General features: G+C 50.1%; 17 protein-coding genes. 13 read left to right on the top strand and 4 right to left on the bottom strand.

The features are described from left to right. The first annotated feature begins 5 nt into the window (after window positions 1-5). The 10 genes from yeiP (at window position 6) to yejF (ending at window position 12,446) form a co-directional block, all read left to right on the top strand. Window positions 6-578, top strand: a complete 573-nt coding sequence (gene yeiP / locus FQZ95_RS18955; RefSeq protein ID WP_001136827.1) for an elongation factor P-like protein YeiP — start codon at window positions 6-8, stop codon at window positions 576-578. 222 nt (window positions 579-800) lie between these two features. Next, complete coding sequence (locus FQZ95_RS18950) at window positions 801-2,267, top strand: mannitol dehydrogenase family protein (RefSeq protein ID WP_160530518.1); 1,467 nt, start codon at window positions 801-803, stop codon at window positions 2,265-2,267. Window positions 2,268-2,384: 117 nt separating this feature from the next. After that, on the top strand, window positions 2,385-3,371 hold the full coding sequence (gene yeiR, locus FQZ95_RS18945) for a zinc-binding GTPase YeiR (RefSeq protein ID WP_000198827.1): 987 nt from the start codon (window positions 2,385-2,387) through the stop codon (window positions 3,369-3,371). 38 nt (window positions 3,372-3,409) lie between these two features. Then, window positions 3,410-4,123 (top strand): Kdo(2)-lipid A phosphotransferase, encoded by a 714-nt coding sequence (lpxT, locus tag FQZ95_RS18940; protein WP_088541306.1) that lies wholly within the window; start codon window positions 3,410-3,412, stop codon window positions 4,121-4,123. A 412-nt stretch (window positions 4,124-4,535) separates the two neighbouring features. Continuing rightward, window positions 4,536-5,102: a bifunctional murein DD-endopeptidase/murein LD-carboxypeptidase gene (mepS, locus tag FQZ95_RS18935; RefSeq protein ID WP_000241011.1), complete on the top strand. Its 567-nt coding sequence runs from the start codon at window positions 4,536-4,538 to the stop codon at window positions 5,100-5,102. Between the two features lie 180 nt (window positions 5,103-5,282). Continuing rightward, the gene (locus FQZ95_RS18930) at window positions 5,283-6,839 is read left to right on the top strand and encodes a cyclic di-GMP phosphodiesterase (RefSeq protein ID WP_088541305.1); all 1,557 of its coding nucleotides are present in this window, start codon (window positions 5,283-5,285) and stop codon (window positions 6,837-6,839) included. An 81-nt stretch (window positions 6,840-6,920) separates the two neighbouring features. Further along, window positions 6,921-8,735: an extracellular solute-binding protein gene (locus FQZ95_RS18925; RefSeq protein WP_088541304.1), complete on the top strand. Its 1,815-nt coding sequence runs from the start codon at window positions 6,921-6,923 to the stop codon at window positions 8,733-8,735. Further along, window positions 8,736-9,830, top strand: coding sequence for a microcin C ABC transporter permease YejB (locus tag FQZ95_RS18920; RefSeq protein WP_088541303.1), 1,095 nt, complete (start codon window positions 8,736-8,738; stop codon window positions 9,828-9,830). It begins immediately after the preceding gene. Continuing rightward, window positions 9,830-10,855 (top strand): ABC transporter permease, encoded by a 1,026-nt coding sequence (locus FQZ95_RS18915; RefSeq protein ID WP_000088899.1) that lies wholly within the window; start codon window positions 9,830-9,832, stop codon window positions 10,853-10,855. The genes FQZ95_RS18920 and FQZ95_RS18915 overlap by 1 nt, the downstream gene beginning before the upstream one ends. Before the next feature lies 1 nt (window position 10,856). Then, window positions 10,857-12,446, top strand: coding sequence for a microcin C ABC transporter ATP-binding protein YejF (gene yejF / locus FQZ95_RS18910; RefSeq protein ID WP_032184627.1), 1,590 nt, complete (start codon window positions 10,857-10,859; stop codon window positions 12,444-12,446). Window positions 12,447-12,449: 3 nt separating this feature from the next. On the opposite strand, the gene FQZ95_RS18905 is transcribed toward yejF, so the two are convergent. From FQZ95_RS18905 to rsuA, 3 genes are all read right to left on the bottom strand, one after another. Further along, complete coding sequence (locus tag FQZ95_RS18905; RefSeq protein WP_000202798.1) at window positions 12,450-12,794, bottom strand: YejG family protein; 345 nt, start codon at window positions 12,792-12,794, stop codon at window positions 12,450-12,452. 332 nt (window positions 12,795-13,126) lie between these two features. Then, on the bottom strand, window positions 13,127-14,317 hold the full coding sequence (gene bcr, locus FQZ95_RS18900) for a multidrug efflux MFS transporter Bcr (RefSeq protein WP_032184629.1): 1,191 nt from the start codon (window positions 14,315-14,317) through the stop codon (window positions 13,127-13,129). Window positions 14,318-14,344: 27 nt separating this feature from the next. Beyond that, window positions 14,345-15,040, bottom strand: a complete 696-nt coding sequence (gene rsuA, locus FQZ95_RS18895; protein WP_160530517.1) for a 16S rRNA pseudouridine(516) synthase RsuA — start codon at window positions 15,038-15,040, stop codon at window positions 14,345-14,347. Window positions 15,041-15,188: 148 nt separating this feature from the next. On the opposite strand from rsuA, the gene FQZ95_RS18890 reads away from it, so the two are divergent. Beyond that, window positions 15,189-16,949 (top strand): DEAD/DEAH box helicase, encoded by a 1,761-nt coding sequence (locus FQZ95_RS18890; protein ID WP_000578096.1) that lies wholly within the window; start codon window positions 15,189-15,191, stop codon window positions 16,947-16,949. 124 nt (window positions 16,950-17,073) lie between these two features. Beyond that, entirely contained in the window at window positions 17,074-17,358 is a 285-nt protein-coding gene (rplY, locus tag FQZ95_RS18885) for a 50S ribosomal protein L25 (RefSeq protein WP_000494197.1), read from the top strand. Between the two features lie 140 nt (window positions 17,359-17,498). Here rplY and yejK read toward each other — a convergent pair whose 3' ends face one another. Next, window positions 17,499-18,506, bottom strand: a complete 1,008-nt coding sequence (gene yejK / locus FQZ95_RS18880; protein ID WP_032184631.1) for a nucleoid-associated protein YejK — start codon at window positions 18,504-18,506, stop codon at window positions 17,499-17,501. Between the two features lie 181 nt (window positions 18,507-18,687). Between yejK and FQZ95_RS18875 the strand changes: the two genes are divergently transcribed. Beyond that, window positions 18,688-18,915, top strand: a complete 228-nt coding sequence (locus FQZ95_RS18875) for a YejL family protein (protein WP_001135667.1) — start codon at window positions 18,688-18,690, stop codon at window positions 18,913-18,915. Window positions 18,916-18,919 lie beyond the last annotated feature (4 nt).

Below are 18,919 nucleotides of genomic sequence, written 5' to 3'. Positions count from 1 at the left end.
TTTCGATGCCAAGAGCGAACGAAATTAAAAAAGGTATGGTACTGAATTACAACGGCAAACTGCTGCTGGTTAAGGACATTGATATTCAGTCGCCCACTGCCCGCGGTGCCGCTACGCTGTACAAAATGCGTTTTTCTGATGTCCGTACCGGGCTGAAAGTAGAAGAGCGTTTCAAAGGAGATGATATCGTTGACACCGTGACGCTGACCCGCCGTTACGTTGACTTCTCCTATGTCGATGGCAACGAATATGTCTTTATGGATAAAGAAGACTATACCCCGTATACCTTCACCAAAGATCAGATTGAAGAAGAGTTGCTGTTTATGCCTGAGGGCGGCATGCCGGACATGCAGGTGCTGACCTGGGACGGTCAACTGCTGGCGCTTGAGCTGCCGCAGACCGTTGATCTGGAAATCGTTGAAACCGCACCAGGCATCAAAGGGGCATCTGCCAGCGCCCGTAACAAACCGGCGACATTGAGCACTGGTCTGGTGATTCAGGTACCAGAATACTTAAGCCCTGGCGAAAAAATTCGTATCCATATCGAAGAACGCCGTTATATGGGTCGTGCTGACTAACTTCAGCCGCATGCAGAAAAGGGATAGCTCAGGCTGTCCCTTTTTTAATTTATTATACCAATCTTCTATTTTGCGCTTCCTGAATATAGTTCTCCCGTAATATTCACCAGTTCATTGATCGCCCTCACACTTCATCGCATTAACAATCCAGACCAATTTCAATTTCTGTCATATAACTTTACACTGTCATTGTTAATCAATCGTTACTAAGACGTGACTCCTATGAATACAATCGCCTCCGCTACGCTCCCGCCTCAGGTACACGCTCCACGCTACGATCGCCAGCAGTTGCAATCACGTATCGTTCATTTTGGCTTCGGAGCCTTTCACCGCGCACATCAGGCGTTACTGACCGATCGTGTGCTGAATGCCCAGGGCGGCGACTGGGGGATCTGTGAGATCAGCTTGTTCAGCGGCGATCAACTGATGAGCCAGCTCCGCGCACAGAACCATTTATATACCGTGCTGGAGAAAGGTGCGGACGGCAATCAGGCGATAATTGTCGGTGCCGTTCACGAATGCCTGAATGCAAAACTGGATTCCTTAGCGGCAATTATTGAGAAATTTTGCGAGCCACAGGTGGCAATTGTTTCCCTGACGATTACCGAAAAAGGCTATTGTATTGACCCGGCCACCGGTGCACTCGACACCAGCAATCCGCGGATTATTCACGATCTTCAAAATCCTGAAGAACCTCACTCCGCGCCGGGTATTCTCGTCGAAGCACTGAAACGACGCAGTGAACGCGGCCTTGCACCGTTTACCGTACTCTCCTGCGACAATATTCCCGACAATGGCCATGTGGTGAAAAACGCGGTGCAGGGGATGGCGGAAAAACGTTCACCAGAACTCGCCGGGTGGATAAAAGAACACGTCAGTTTTCTGGGAACCATGGTCGACCGCATTGTTCCAGCAGCAACCGACGAGTCGCTGACAGAAATTAGCCAGCATCTGGGGGTGAATGATCCCTGTGCAATTAGCTGCGAGCCGTTTATCCAGTGGGTAGTGGAAGATAACTTCGTTGCAGGGCGTCCAGCCTGGGAAGTCGCCGGTGTACAAATGGTGAATGATGTTCTGCCATGGGAAGAGATGAAACTGCGTATGCTTAATGGTAGCCACTCTTTTCTCGCTTATCTGGGTTACCTCTCAGGATTCGCCCACATCAGCGATTGCATGCAGGATCGTGCATTTCGCCATGCCGCCAGAGCATTAATGCTGGATGAGCAAGCGCCGACACTGCGAATTAAAGATGTCGATTTAACACAATATGCGGATAAGTTAATTGCACGTTTTGCTAACCCGGCGCTGAAACATAAGACCTGGCAAATCGCAATGGATGGTAGCCAGAAATTACCGCAACGTATGCTGGCAGGTATTCGCATACATCTGGCGCGCGAAACGGACTGGTCGTTGCTGGCATTAGGCGTTGCAGGCTGGATGCGTTACGTCAGCGGCGTTGATGATGCCGGAAATGCCATTGATGTTCGCGATCCGCTTAGCGATAAAATTTGCGAACTTGTTGCGGGCAGTAGCAGTGAACAACGCGTAACCGCCCTGCTTTCTCTGCGTGAAGTTTTCGGTGATGATCTGCCAGATAACCCGCATTTTGTGCAGGCTATCGAACAAGCCTGGCAACAAATCGCACAATTCGGCGCGCATCAGGCGCTATTAAACACCCTCAAAATTTAACGATTTCTGCGGTTAAAGCGGATGAAGCTCGCCTTCGTCCGCTCTCCCCTTCTCTTTTCTGCCTTTTTTAGCCAGGATTAACGCTCAGTTAACTTTTAAGAATATTGCGGAGCCGTTGTGACCAGGACCAACCTCATCACCGGTTTTCTCGGCAGCGGGAAAACTACGTCGATTCTTCATCTGTTAGCCCATAAAGATCCCAACGAAAAATGGGCGGTACTGGTTAATGAATTTGGGGAAGTCGGAATTGATGGTGCTTTGCTCGCCGATAGCGGCGCATTGTTGAAAGAGATCCCCGGCGGCTGTATGTGCTGCGTTAATGGTTTACCCATGCAGGTAGGGTTGAATACCTTACTGCGTCAGGGAAAACCAGACCGCTTGTTGATAGAGCCGACCGGGCTGGGCCATCCGAAACAGATCCTCGATCTCTTAACCGCGCCCGTGTATGAACCGTGGATAGATCTGCGCGCCACGTTGTGCATTCTCGATCCACGCCTGCTGCTGGACGAAAAAAGCGCCAGCAATGAAAACTTCCGTGACCAGCTGGCTGCCGCAGACATTATTGTCGCCAATAAATCCGACCGTGCGACGCCCGAAAGTGAGCAAGCGCTACAGAGCTGGTGGCAGCAAAATGGTGGCGATCGGCAATTAATTCACAGCGAGCATGGGAAAATTGACGGTCATCTTCTGGATTTGCCACGTCGCAATTTAGCCGAGTTGCCCGCCAGCGCGGCGCATTCTCATCAGCATAGCGTGAAAAAAGGGTTAGCAGCGTTAAGCCTGCCAGAGCATCAACGCTGGCGTCGCAGTCTGAACAGTGGACAAGGGCATCAGGCCTGTGGCTGGATATTCGACGCTGATACGGTATTCGACACCATTGGCATTCTGGAATGGGCGCGACTTGCACCGGTGGAACGCGTCAAAGGCGTGATGCGTATTCCCGAAGGGCTGGTGCGAATCAACCGTCAGGGCGATGACCTGCACATTGAAACGCAAAACGTTGCGCCACCGGACAGTCGTATTGAGCTGATTTCCAGCAGCGAAGCTGACTGGAATGCTTTGCAGAGCGCGCTGTTGAAGCTTCGTTTAGCGACTACCGCGTAAGGTTGCCTGCGTTTTTCAGTAAGATAATTAGAGAAAATATGATTAAAAATTTGCCGCAAATAGTGTTGTTGAATATTGTCGGCCTCGCGCTGTTTCTTTCCTGGTATATTCCCGTTAATCATGGATTCTGGTTGCCGATTGATGCGGATATTTTTTATTTTTTTAATCAGAAACTGGTCGAAAGTAAGGCCTTTTTGTGGCTGGTTGCATTGACCAACAATCGCGCTTTCGACGGTTGTTCACTGCTGGCAATGGGAATGTTGATGCTGAGTTTCTGGCTGAAAGAAAACGCCCCAGGCCGACGACGTATCGTGATTATTGGCCTCGTCATGCTATTAACTGCAGTGGTATTAAACCAACTGGGTCAGGCATTAATTCCTGTAAAACGGGCCAGCCCAACATTGAGTTTTACCGATATTAACCGCGTCAGCGAACTGCTCTCTGTTCCCACGAAAGATGCCTCACGAGATAGCTTTCCCGGCGATCACGGTATGATGCTGCTTATTTTTTCAGCATTCATGTGGCGTTATTTCGGCAAAGTTGCAGGCCTTATCGCCCTTATTATTTTTGTGGTTTTTGCGTTTCCCAGAGTAATGATTGGCGCACACTGGTTTACTGACATCATTGTCGGTTCGATGACCGTGATATTGATCGGTTTGCCCTGGGTGTTGCTGACGCCATTAAGTGATCGATTAATCACCTTTTTTGACAAATCACTACCGGGAAAAAACAAACATTTCCAAAACAAATAACTCACGGTAATTAACATCATCAGGTTTATTTTTATAGTAAGGATATTCCTGATGATGTGCGCCTTTGCTTTCTTTCATCGAACACAAAAATCATTCCCTAAGTAAATGAATGGATTGTATGCGTTTCACTCAATCGTACTTTAATTGACCAATCCCGCTTATTAACTTTCTGTATCACTTTTTCTTATAAAAAATCATGTAAAACCACTCGCCAAGACCGCACCAATCGGGTAATCTCGAACTCGTTTTGCCTCGGCGGTAGATTATCCTCACAGCATATAATTTTGTGCGTTAGTCCACAGATTTGGCCTTAAGGAATTGTTTCAACATGCCCAGGTAATTAGTCTCGTGTCGCTTGGCATTTTTTTATAACGATATTTGTCGTTAAGGACTTCAAGGGAAAACAAACAACATGGTCAAATCTCAACCGATTTTGAGATATATCTTGCGCGGGATCCCCGCGATTGCAGTAGCGGTTCTGCTTTCTGCATGTAGTGCAAATAACACCGCAAAGAATATGCATCCTGAGACACGTGCAGTGGGTAGTGAAACATCATCACTGCAAGCTTCTCAGGATGAATTTGAAAACCTGGTTCGTAATGTCGACGTAAAATCGCGAATTATGGATCAGTATGCTGACTGGAAAGGCGTACGCTATCGTCTGGGCGGCAGCACTAAAAAAGGTATCGATTGTTCTGGTTTTGTACAGCGTACATTCCGTGAGCAATTTGGCTTAGAACTTCCGCGTTCGACTTACGAACAGCAGGAAATGGGTAAATCTGTTTCCCGCAGTAATTTGCGTACGGGTGATTTAGTTCTGTTCCGCGCCGGTTCAACGGGACGCCATGTCGGTATTTATATCGGCAACAATCAGTTTGTCCATGCTTCCACCAGCAGTGGTGTTATTATTTCCAGCATGAATGAACCGTACTGGAAGAAGCGTTACAACGAAGCACGCCGGGTTCTCAGCCGCAGCTAATAAACCGTTTGGATGCAATCCCTTGGCTATCCTGACGAGTTAACTGAAAGCACTGCTTAGGCAGTGCTTTTTTGTTTCCATTCATCAGAGAAAATGATGTTTCCGCGTCTTGATCCAGGCTATAGTCCGGTCATTGTTATCTTTTAAATGTTGTCGTAATTTCAGGAAATTAACGGAATCATGTTCATACGCGCTCCCTCTTCTGGACGTAAGCTTATGCTTACCTGCATCGTTGCAGGCGTGATGATTGCGATACTGGTGAGTTGCCTTCAGTTTCTAGTCGCCTGGCATAAGCACGAAGTCAAATACGATACACTGATTACCGACGTACAAAAGTATCTCGATACCTATTTTGCCGACCTGAAATCCACTACTGACCGGCTCCAGCCGCTGACCTTAGATACTTGTCAGCAAGCTAACCCCGAACTGACTGCCCGCGCGGCGTTTAGCATGAATGTCCGTACGTTTGTGCTGGTAAAAGATAAAAAAACATTCTGTTCATCTGCGACTGGTGAGATGGACATTCCACTCAATGAATTGATTCCGGCGCTCGACATTAATAAAAACGTCGATATGGCGATCTTACCCGGCACGCCGATGGTGCCGAACAAACCCGCAATCGTCATCTGGTATCGCAACCCTTTGCTGAAAAATAGCGGCGTGTTTGCCGCTCTGAATCTCAACCTGACGCCTTCTCTCTTTTATAGTTCACGGCAGGAAGATTACGATGGCGTCGCCCTCATTATTGGCAATACTGCGCTATCTACCTTTTCGTCACGTTTGATGAATGTTAATGAATTAACCGACATGCCGGTCCGTGAAACTAAAATTGCGGGCATTCCTCTGACCGTTCGGCTTTATGCGGATGACTGGACATGGAACGATGTGTGGTATGCATTTTTACTGGGCGGCATGAGTGGAACAATGGTTGGACTTCTCTGCTATTACCTGATGAGCGTGCGTATGCGACCGGGCAGAGAAATCATGACCGCCATCAAGCGCGAACAATTTTACGTGGTATATCAACCGGTGGTTGATACACAAGCTCTGCGGGTAACGGGCCTGGAAGTACTACTACGCTGGCGGCATCCTGTAGCGGGAGAAATTCCCCCGGATGCCTTCATCAACTTTGCCGAATCGCAAAAGATGATTGTGCCGCTGACTCAGCATCTGTTTGAGTTGATTGCCCGTGATGCCGCAGAATTAGAAAAAGTACTGCCGGTAGGCGTCAAATTTGGCATTAACATTGCGCCGGACCATCTGCATAGCGAAAGCTTTAAAGCTGATATCCAAAAATTGCTCACTTCCCTGCCCGCACATCATTTCCAGATTGTGCTGGAAATTACCGAGCGCGATATGTTGAAAGAGCAAGAAGCCACGCAACTCTTCGCCTGGCTGCATTCAGTCGGCGTTGAAATTGCTATTGATGACTTTGGCACCGGGCACAGCGCGCTTATCTATCTTGAGCGTTTTACGCTCGATTATCTGAAAATTGATCGTGGATTTATCAACGCCATCGGTACGGAAACGATCATTTCACCCGTACTTGACGCGGTGCTGACGCTGGCGAAACGTCTCAATATGCTGACGGTTGCTGAAGGGGTTGAAACGCCGGAACAGGCGCGATGGCTAAGCGAACGCGGCGTTAATTTCATGCAAGGCTACTGGATCAGTCGCCCATTACCGCTGGACGATTTTGTCCGCTGGCTGAAGAAACCGTATACGCCGCAGTGGTAAGGCGTGCTTACGTCCCTTATTATTCATAGTGAAAGCATGCCGGTTTGCGGCTAATGATGAGTAAAAGGAAATCTGTTGCAGATGATTGTGCGCATACTGCTGCTGTTTATCGCTCTGTTCACCTTTGGTGCGCAGGCGCAGGCTATCAAGGAAAGCTATGCCTTTGCGGTACTGGGCGAACCCCGGTACGCGTTTAATTTCAACCATTTTGATTATGTGAACCCCGCCGCGCCAAAAGGTGGGCAGATAACGTTGTCAGCCCTCGGCACCTTCGATAATTTCAACCGCTATGCACTGCGCGGCAACCCAGGCGCACGCACCGAGCAGTTGTACGACACGCTATTTACTACTTCCGATGACGAGCCAGGTAGTTATTATCCGCTGATTGCCGAAAGTGCGCGCTATGCTGACGATTATTCCTGGGTGGAGGTCGCAATTAATCCGCGCGCCCGTTTTCATGATGGTTCCCCCATTACTGCCCGCGATGTAGAGTTTACTTTTCAAAAATTTATGACCGAAGGCGTGCCGCAATTTCGTCTGGTCTACAAAGGCACCACCGTCAAAGCCATTGCACCATTAACCGTGCGTATTGAGTTAGCGAAACCCGGCAAAGAAGATATGTTGAGTCTGTTTTCGCTGCCGGTATTTCCAGAAAAGTACTGGAAGAATCACAAAATTAGCGATCCGCTCGCCACGCCTCCGCTTGCCAGTGGTCCGTACCGAATTACGTCCTGGAAAATGGGGCAAAATATTGTCTATTCCCGCGTGAAAGATTACTGGGCAGCAAACTTACCGGTAAACCGTGGACGCTGGAATTTCGACACCATTCGCTACGATTACTACCTCGATGATAATGTCGCCTTTGAAGCGTTTAAAGCCGGTGCCTTTGATTTGCGTATGGAAAACGACGCCAAAAACTGGGCCACGCGCTATACCGGTAAAAATTTCGATAAGAAATACATCATCAAAGATGAGCAAAAGAACGAATCAGCCCAGGATACGCGCTGGCTGGCGTTTAATATCCAACGTCCGGTATTCAGCGATCGCCGGGTCCGGGAAGCGATCACTCTCGCCTTTGACTTTGAATGGATGAACAAGGCGTTGTTTTACAATGCCTGGAGTCGCACGAACAGTTATTTTCAGAATACCGAATACGCAGCCAGAAATTACCCCGACGCCGCGGAGCTGGTTCTTCTGGCACCAATGAAAAAAGATCTTCCGCCAGAAGTCTTCACACAAATCTACCAGCCGCCGGTATCGAAAGGCGATGGCTACGATCGTGACAACCTGTTAAAAGCCGACAAACTTCTCAATGAAGCGGGCTGGGTGCTGAAGGGTCAGCAACGCGTTAATGCCACAACGGGTCAGCCTCTCAGCTTTGAATTATTGCTTCCCGCAAGCAGCAATAGTCAGTGGGTATTACCGTTCCAGCACAGCCTGCAACGGCTGGGTATCAACATGGACATTCGCAAGGTGGATAACTCGCAAATCACCAATCGAATGCGCAGTCGCGACTATGACATGATGCCTCGCGTATGGCGGGCGATGCCGTGGCCCAGTTCCGATTTACAGATTTCCTGGTCATCGGAATATATCAACTCCACTTATAATGCCCCCGGCGTGCAAAGTCCGGTTATCGACTCGCTGATCAACCAAATTATTGCTGCGCAGGGAAATAAAGAAAAATTACTGCCGTTGGGGCGAGCACTGGATCGCGTATTAACGTGGAATTATTACATGCTGCCAATGTGGTATATGGCGGAAGACCGTCTTGCCTGGTGGGATAAATTCTCTCAACCCGCAGTGCGCCCTGTTTACAGCCTGGGTATCGATACCTGGTGGTATGACGTTAATAAAGCGACGAAACTGCCGTCAGCCAGACAACAGGGAGAGTAGATGGGCGCTTATCTGATTCGCCGTCTGTTGCTGGTGATCCCAACGTTATGGGCGATTATCACTATCAACTTTTTCATCGTGCAAATTGCGCCTGGCGGTCCGGTCGACCAGGCCATCGCCGCCATTGAGTTTGGTAATGTCGGAGTATTACCCGGCGCAGGCGGTGAAGGTGTTCGCGCCAGCCATGCGCAAACGGGCGTCGGCAATATCAGCGACAGTAATTACCGTGGTGGACGCGGATTAGATCCAGAAGTGATCGCCGAGATCACTCATCGCTACGGTTTCGATAAGCCGATCCACGAACGTTACTTCAAAATGCTCTGGGACTACATCCGCTTTGATTTTGGCGATAGCCTGTTTCGCAGCGCCTCGGTGCTGACGCTGATTAAAGACAGTCTGCCGGTTTCCATCACCCTCGGATTGTGGAGCACGCTGATTATCTATCTGGTGTCGATTCCGCTGGGTATTCGCAAAGCTGTTTATAATGGTAGCCGCTTTGACGTCTGGAGTAGCGCATTTATCATCATCGGCTACGCCATTCCGGCCTTTTTGTTTGCCATCCTGCTGATTGTCTTCTTCGCGGGCGGCAGCTATTTCGACCTGTTCCCTCTGCGCGGCCTGGTTTCCGCTAACTTTGATTCGCTGCCGTGGTATCAGAAAATCACCGATTATCTGTGGCATATCACGCTGCCGGTGCTGGCGACGGTGATTGGCGGCTTTGCGGCGCTGACCATGCTGACAAAAAACTCATTCCTTGATGAAGTGCGCAAGCAATACGTGGTGACCGCCCGTGCGAAAGGGGTAAGTGAAAAAAATATTCTCTGGAAACATGTGTTCCGCAACGCCATGCTGCTGGTGATTGCCGGTTTTCCGGCGACGTTTATCAGCATGTTTTTTACCGGCTCGCTGCTGATTGAGGTGATGTTTTCACTCAATGGTCTTGGCTTACTGGGCTACGAAGCGACCGTCTCGCGCGATTATCCTGTAATGTTTGGTACCTTGTATATTTTCACCCTGATTGGCCTGCTGCTGAATATTGTCAGTGATATCAGCTATACGCTGGTCGATCCGCGTATAGATTTTGAGGGACGTTAATGTCGCGACTCAGCCCCGTCAATCAGGCCCGTTGGGCGCGTTTTCGTCATAACCGTCGCGGCTACTGGTCGTTATGGATTTTCCTCGTCTTATTTGGTTTGAGTTTGTGTTCTGAACTTATAGCCAACGATAAACCGTTGCTGGTACGTTATGACGGCAGTTGGTATTTCCCGTTGTTGAAAAACTACAGCGAAAGCGATTTTGGCGGCCCGCTGGCAAGCCAGGCTGATTATCAGGACCCGTGGCTGAAACAGCGGTTGGAAGATAAAGGCTGGGTACTGTGGGCACCGATTCGCTTTGGTGCTACCAGTATCAACTTTGCTACCGATAAGCCCTTCCCTTCTCCACCCTCCCGGCAAAACTGGCTGGGAACGGATGCCAATGGCGGCGATGTGCTGGCGCGCATTCTCTATGGCACGCGGATCTCAGTTCTGTTTGGCCTGATGCTGACCCTCTGCTCCAGCGTGATGGGCGTGTTGGCGGGGGCGCTACAAGGCTATTACGGCGGTAAAGTCGATCTCTGGGGGCAACGTTTTATTGAAGTATGGTCGGGGATGCCGACGCTGTTTTTGATTATTTTACTTTCCAGCGTCGTACAGCCTAACTTCTGGTGGCTGTTGGCAATTACCGTCTTGTTTGGCTGGATGAGTCTGGTCGGCGTGGTGCGGGCGGAGTTTTTACGTACCCGTAATTTCGACTACATCCGTGCGGCGCAGGCGCTTGGCGTCAGCGATCGCAGTATCATCCTGCGTCATATGTTGCCAAATGCCATGGTCGCTACCCTCACCTTTTTACCGTTTATTTTATGTAGTTCAATAACCACCCTAACCTCACTCGATTTCCTCGGCTTCGGTCTGCCGCTCGGTTCACCGTCACTCGGCGAACTGCTGTTACAAGGGAAAAATAACCTTCAGGCCCCGTGGCTTGGGATCACCGCCTTCTTGTCGGTGGCGATATTGTTGTCTTTGCTGATCTTTATTGGTGAAGCCGTCCGCGACGCATTTGATCCTAATAAGGCGGTGTAGCATGACGCAAACTCTGTTAGCGATTGAAAATTTGTCGGTGGGTTTTCGCCATCAGCAAACCGTACGCACAGTAGTCAATGATGTTTCACTACAGATTGCGGCTGGCGAAACGCTGGCGCTGGTGGGTGAGTCTGGTTCAGGTAAGAGCGTTACCGCGCTGTCAATTTTACGCCTGCTCCCTTCCCCGCCGGTTGAATATCTCTCCGGCGATATTCGTTTTCATGGCGAATCGCTACTTCATGCCAGCGATCAAACGTTACGCGGTGTACGCGGTAATAAGATTGCCATGATTTTTCAGGAACCGATGGTGTCGTTAAATCCATTGCATACCCTGGAAAAACAGCTTTATGAAGTGCTTTCACTCCACCGCGGGATGCGTCGGGAAGCGGCTCGTGGCGAAATTCTTAACTGCCTTGATCGCGTCGGTATCCGCCAGGCGGCAAAACGGCTGACAGATTATCCGCATCAGCTCTCCGGCGGCGAACGCCAGCGGGTGATGATTGCGATGGCGCTGTTAACGCGACCGGAATTATTAATTGCCGATGAACCGACCACCGCGCTGGACGTCTCTGTCCAGGCGCAGATTTTACAGCTGTTGCGCGAACTGCAAGGCGAGCTGAATATGGGCATGCTGTTTATTACTCATAACCTCAGTATTGTCAGAAAACTGGCTCACCGCGTGGCGGTAATGCAAAACGGTCGCTGTGTCGAGCAAAATAACGCTGCTACGCTATTTGCCTCACCCACTCATCCTTACACACAAAAGCTACTCAACAGTGAACCGTCAGGCGACCCGGTCCCATTGCCAGAACCTGCCTCAACGTTGCTAGATGTTGAACAGCTTCAGGTTGCCTTCCCCATTCGCAAAGGGATTTTGAAGCGCATTGTGGATCATAATGTGGTGGTGAAAAACATCAGTTTTACGCTACGGGCGGGTGAAACACTGGGTTTAGTGGGCGAGTCCGGTTCCGGGAAAAGCACGACGGGACTGGCGCTGCTGCGACTGATTAACTCTCAGGGCAGCATCATTTTTGACGGTCAGCCATTGCAAAATTTAAACCGCCGTCAGCTATTACCTATTCGCCATCGCATTCAGGTGGTATTTCAGGATCCTAACTCCTCGCTCAACCCACGACTCAACGTTTTGCAAATTATCGAGGAAGGTTTACGGGTTCACCAGCCGATGCTTTCTGCCGTGCAACGCGAACAACAAGTGATAGCCGTGATGCATGAAGTGGGATTAGATCCTGAAACACGCCACCGTTATCCGGCGGAGTTCTCTGGTGGTCAGCGGCAACGTATTGCGATTGCCAGGGCGTTAATTCTTAAGCCCTCGCTGATCATTCTTGATGAACCAACATCATCGCTCGACAAAACGGTACAGGCGCAAATATTGACGCTATTGAAATCATTGCAACAAAAGCATCAATTGGCCTATTTGTTTATCAGTCACGATTTGCACGTTGTCCGCGCGTTATGTCATCAGGTTATCGTACTGCGACAAGGGGAAGTAGTGGAACAAGGACCGTGCGCGCGCGTGTTTGCCGCACCGCAGCAGGAGTATACGCGTCAGCTACTGGCGTTGAGCTGACGCTTAAAAAGGATTGTAGTTTGAGAAGGGTTCGGCAATTGCCACACCAAAATTTTTCAATCGGCATGTTGCAGCAAACTCGTCCTGGCGATTTACAAACAGGCACGGCTCACCTTCACACTCCAGTACCGAGCATGGAACTTCGATGTCGCTTAACGCCTGGCTTAGTTTGTACATCACCGACCATGCATTATCACCATCCGGGCTAAGCAATTTAAGCGCCACCAGGCTGTTGTCACCGCACGGTCCATTTTGCGGAATCGGTTCAACCTTCGAACCTGCGAAACCAGCAGACCAGCGATAGTTCTGCGGCAGTCGATGGACGATTGAGAGTTGTAATGAAGTCACTTATTTTCCCCGGAAGCACATTTACTTCACAATTTGTTTACATCAATTTTAACACATCATCAACAATCCGTCTTTATACAGATCGTAAAGATTGATACCTCGCCAGCGTGGCCTCTATGGCTCTGATTTAAATAATATCTGCGGGCGTGGTCACGTTTGCGGGGCTATATGTACCCGTTTCTGCGATCTAACTCAACCTTTTTAACTACAATGATGTGACTTTTTACATAAATTGATTTTACATAAAATAAACATATATCGGGGGAATGATGGATTTGTGGTTGACATGCATCAACAAAGGAAGCCTTTTAGCTTCCTCGTTGTGCAATAGATCACCGTTTTTTCGGCCGACTGGCGTACAGACAGAAGATAATGGAGCTGGTTGCGCAGAATGCAATTGACCAAATCATCGGCCATGCAGAGTTAAAGGTCGCAAGAGAAAGCAATGCGCCAACAATTGCCCCTATGCCAAAACGGAAGGTTCCTGCCAGCGAAGATGCCGTTCCCGCCATATGGGGAAACTCATCAAGAATGACCGCCATCGCATTAGATGACACCATCGACACGCAGCCCACAAACGCCGCAACGCCAACTACCAGCGACCAGAATCCCAGCCCCAGCAGCGCACTGATGACCATCCACGCCGCCATAATAAACTGTATCCACAACCCCGAGCGGAACATATTTAACGCGCCAATACGGCGGACGAAGCGACTGTTAAAGATGGTCATCACGAACAGGAAAACAATGTTTAGCGCAAAGTAATAACCAAAGTTTTCCGGCGCGACGTGGTTAATTTCAATGTAGACAAACGGTCCGGCGCTCAGGAACGAGAACATTCCGGCAAAGCTGAAACCGCTGGCCAGCATATAACTCAGGACACGCTTATGACGAAACAGCGCCGCAAAGTTACCAATAGTGGTACGAATGTGAAAAGGCTGGCGACGCTCCGGTGGTAAGGTTTCTTTGATCAGAAAGAAGATCATTGCCGAAGCCAGAATCGCCGCTACGGCGAGGATCCAGAAGATGTAATGCCAGCTCAGCCACACCAGCACCCAGCCGCCAACTATCGGTGCCATCAGCGGTGCAATGGTCGTCACCAGCATGACAAACGACATCATCCGTGAGAACTCTTCCTTCGGGTAGATATCACGCATTAAAGCGTTGATAACCACGCTGGCCGCAGCCGCAGCCAGACCGTGGAAGAAACGCATCACAATCAGCTGATCGATGGTTTGTGCCAACGCACACGCCACCGCGGCGGCGGCAAACACCAGCGTACCACCAAGAACCACCGGCTTACGCCCAAAACTGTCTGCCATCGGCCCGTAGATTAACTGCCCCAACGCAAAGCCCAGAATATAAGTACTGAGGGTCATCTGCGTACTGCCCGCAGGTACGCCAAATTGCGCTGAAATTACCGGTAGCGCGGGCAGATACATATCAATCGACAGCGGCATCAACATGGCCAGCAGGCCAAGGATAAAAACAATAGCAAACGACGAATGCTGTCGGGTGGTCACAACGGGCTCCTGAAAGTCATTAAAAAGTTAGACGACGCTGGCAATTTCTTCTTCAGTTAACGGACGATATTCACCGGGGGCTAAATCAGCATCCAGCGTAATGCCGCCAATACGTTCACGATGCAGCTCAACCACGTGGTTACCCACGGCGGCGAACATGCGTTTCACCTGATGATAACGCCCTTCGCTGATGGTCAGACGAACCTGCGTTGGGGTAATCACTTCCAGCATCGCCGGCTTAGTGAGATCTTTTTCATTATGCAACTGCACGCCTTTAGCAAATTGCTCTGCCGTATCGTCAGCTACGGGTGATTCCAGTGTCACCAGATAGGTCTTCTCGCAATGATGGCGCGGTGAAGTAATGCGGTGCGACCACTGACCATCATCAGTCATCAGCACCAGACCGGTGGTGTCGATATCCAGACGCCCTGCGGCGTGCAGTTTCCACGCTACCGGTTCATCCAGAAAATAGAGCATCGTTGGGTGATCCGGGTCATCAGTTGAGCAAACATAGCCCTGAGGCTTATTGAGCATGAAGTAACGTGGACCGTGTTGCTGCGCCAGCGGATTGCCATCGTAAGCGACTTCATGTTCAGGTAGCAGTTTGAACGCTGCGTTACGGACGATTTCGCCATCGACGGTGACACGATTGCCGCGGATTTCACGCCCGGCAATAGCACGGCTTACGCCGAGTTGCTGTGCGATAAATTTATCAAGTCGCATTTGTGTGATTTTGCCTGTAAAAACGGAGGTCGGGCATTGACCCGAAAATCTGAACTGTTGTCTGCCCAGTATAGCGGTCTAATAACTTCCCTCAAGGGAAAAAGATCCGTGGCATACTATTAGCAGAATAATCTACCTACGCGAGACCATGATTTTTACACTCCGTCCATATCAGCAAGAAGCCGTGGATGCCACGCTCAACCATTTTCGTCGTCATAAAACCCCTGCCGTTATCGTGCTGCCCACCGGTGCCGGTAAAAGCCTGGTGATAGCGGAACTGGCGCGGCTGGCGCGTGGTCGTGTGCTGGTGCTGGCACACGTTAAAGAGCTGGTGGCGCAAAACCATGCAAAATATCAGGCACTGGGACTGGAAGCCGATATCTTTGCCGCTGGGCTAAAGCGTAAAGAGAGCCACGGTAAAGTAGTATTTGGCAGCGTGCAATCGGTCGCCCGTAACCTTGATGCCTTTCAGGGTGAATTTTCACTGTTGATTGTCGATGAATGCCATCGTATTGGTGACGATGAAGAAAGCCAATATCAGCAAATCCTCACTCACCTGACAAAAGTGAATCCCCGCTTACGCCTGTTAGGGCTGACTGCCACGCCTTTTCGGTTGGGCAAAGGCTGGATTTATCAGTTTCATTATCACGGCATGGTACGCGGCGATGAGAAAGCCCTTTTCCGCGACTGTATTTATGAGCTGCCGCTGCGTTATATGATTAAACACGGCTATCTGACGCCGCCAGAACGACTGGATATGCCAGTAGTGCAATACGATTTCAGCCGATTGCAGGCACAGAGTAACGGGCTGTTCAGCGAAGCCGATCTCAACCGCGAGCTGAAAAAACAGCAACGTATTACCCCGCACATCATCAGCCAGATTATGGAGTTCGCCGCAACGCGCAAAGGGGTGATGATTTTCGCTGCGACAGTCGAACACGCAAAAGAGATTGTCGGCTTGCTGCCCGCTGAGGATGCAGCACTTATTACCGGCGACACGCCAGGCGCTGAACGCGATGTATTAATTGAAGATTTTAAAGCCCAGCGTTTTCGCTATCTGGTCAACGTCGCGGTACTGACCACCGGATTTGACGCCCCGCACGTCGATCTTATCGCTATTCTGCGCCCTACCGAATCAGTGAGTCTTTACCAACAAATTGTCGGGCGCGGTCTGCGTCTGGCTCCCGGCAAGACTGATTGCTTAATTCTTGATTATGCGGGTAATCCTCACGATCTCTACGCGCCGGAAGTTGGTACACCTAAAGGCAAAAGTGACAACGTTCCGGTACAGGTTTTCTGCCCTGCCTGCGGTTTTGCCAACACCTTTTGGGGGAAAACGACCGCCGACGGGACATTGATTGAACACTTTGGTCGTCGTTGTCAGGGATGGTTTGAAGATGACGACGGTCATCGCGAACAGTGTGACTTCCGCTTCCGTTTTAAGAATTGCCCACAATGTAACGCAGAAAATGATATAGCCGCCCGCCGCTGCCGCGAATGTGACACCATTCTGGTTGATCCGGACGATATGTTAAAAGCGGCGCTACGACTGAAAGACGCGCTGGTATTACGCTGTAGCGGCATGTCTTTGCAACATGGGCACGACGAGAAAGGCGAATGGCTGAAAATCACCTATTACGATGAAGACGGCGCGGATGTGAGTGAGCGTTTCCGTCTTCAAACGCCCGCCCAGCGTACCGCCTTCGAGCAGCTTTTTATCCGCCCGCATACGCGCACACCGGGCATCCCTCTGCGCTGGATCACCGCTGCCGATATCCTCGCCCAACAAGCGTTGCTGCGCCATCCGGATTTCGTCGTCGCACGAATGAAAGGCCAGTACTGGCAAGTGCGTGAAAAAGTGTTTGATTACGAAGGTCGTTTTCGTCGGGCGCACGAATTACGCGGTTAATGGTAGTTTTAATTGATGTGCAAGGCGATTGAGTATAGAATCTCGCCCGCTTTTGCATATGCAAAGCAGATCACTTACCTGTTGCTGGGTCGCCTGTAGCAGGATTAATTTAAGAGAGAAAGAAATGTTTACTATCAACGCAGAAGTACGTAACGAGCAGGGTAAGGGTGCGAGCCGCCGCCTGCGTACCGCTAACAAATTCCCGGCAATCATCTACGGTGGCAACGAAGCGCCGCTGGCTGTTGCTCTGGATCACGACAAAGTCATGAACATGCAAGTTAAAGCTGAATTCTACAGCGAAGTTCTGACCATCGTTGTTGACGGTAAAGAAATCAAAGTTAAAGCTCAGGACGTACAGCGCCACCCGTACAAACCTAAGCTGCTGCACATCGACTTCGTTCGCGCTTAATCGCTGAATAAGTTGTAAAAAAAACCCCGCTCCGGCGGGGTTTTTTGTATCTGCAAATTATGCCTGATTACGGTATTGCTATTTTTTGTAGGCCAGATAAGGCGTTCACGCCGCATCTGGCATTCATAACACCAAACCGATTAATTGCCGCCAGACGTCCGGCGCTGCAATTGATCGCGCAGGTTCGGCGGCGTGCCTTTAATGGTCAGGGTATCGGTCGCCGGGTCCCAGAAAATGCGCTCACCTAACAGCATCGCATCAAAGTTAATGGTCAAGCCACCACCGCTACCGGCAAACTTCGTCAACTGACGCAACGTGCTACGGTCTGCCGGGAAGCTCTCTTCAAGTTCGTAGCCTTTTTCAGCCGCAAATTCCGTGAAGCTCACTTCGCTGACGCCCGCCAGCTCTTTCGACAGCGATTCAAGCTCGATCTCTTCACCCGCCTGCAATTGCTCATTACAGTAGCTGTAGACCTGCTGACGCACGTTCTGCCGTTCTGCTTTATCCAGTTGTGCTTCGGCAGTGAAATCATCAACCGCCTGCAATAATCCGCGGTTTTGCACTTTCGCGTTCAACCCTTCGCTGGCACCGAGGAAGTCCATGAAGAAATCGGCCACTTTGCGCCCGACTCGCCCTTTCAGGAAAGTGAGATACCGGGTCGACTCTGGATTGGTTTCCCATTCGGTTAAATCGATACGCGCAACAATATCCGCATGATTGATATCAAGATAATGAGTCGGGTTGATGTCGAGATTTTCGTTAACGCGCATACTGCTCAGGTTGCTCAGAACCGCCACCAGCAAATACTCCACCGCCAGATAGCGATAGTGGCAAAACAGCACGAATCCACCGTCAGCAAAAGGATATTTCGCTAATTCGTCACGCAGGCGACCGGTTGCCGCGCGGCTAAATGCCAGAAAGTCCTCTTCACCCTGACGCTGTAAGCGCAGCGTCTGCGCCAGTTCACTCTCTTCGCTAAACAAGCCGTAAGCTTTATTTTTGGCGCTATAGACCCGATGCAGTTCTGCCACCATCTCAACGACGGTTTCCGTCGGTTCCAGCAATGAATCGCGCAACACCAGCTCAAGGTTCTGCTCATCACGCTTGATAAGCTGGTGCAGAGCAATCTGGTTGATATCCAGACTCATGATAAACTCTCCTTTAAGACCGGCCGGTATTCAACCACCGCCGGTTAAGCGACGCAATAAAAGATGGCGGTCATTTTACAGAAGGCGGCGTAACGAGAATGATTTAACGCATAAAAAAGCAGAAAAAAAACCGTTGCTACGGTAATATGTTGCCCTTTCATCAACTAACTGATTTCGATTTATGCCACAAATTTCCCGCTACAGTGATGAACAGGTTGAACAATTGCTCGCAGAGCTGCTCAACGTACTGGAAAAACATAAGGCTCCGACCGACCTTTCCCTGATGGTGTTAGGCAACATGGTCACTAACCTTATCAACACCAGCATTGCCCCGGCCCAACGCCAGGCAATTGCCAACTCTTTTGCCCGCGCCTTACAGTCCTCTATCAACGAAGACAAAGCGCACTAAGGGA

The organism is Escherichia sp. HH41S (assembly GCF_009820115.1).
Classification (GTDB): domain Bacteria; phylum Pseudomonadota; class Gammaproteobacteria; order Enterobacterales; family Enterobacteriaceae; genus Escherichia; species Escherichia coli_F.
The sequence above is the reverse complement of the archived record's forward strand: the minus strand, read 5'-3'. Positions and strand labels throughout refer to the sequence as shown.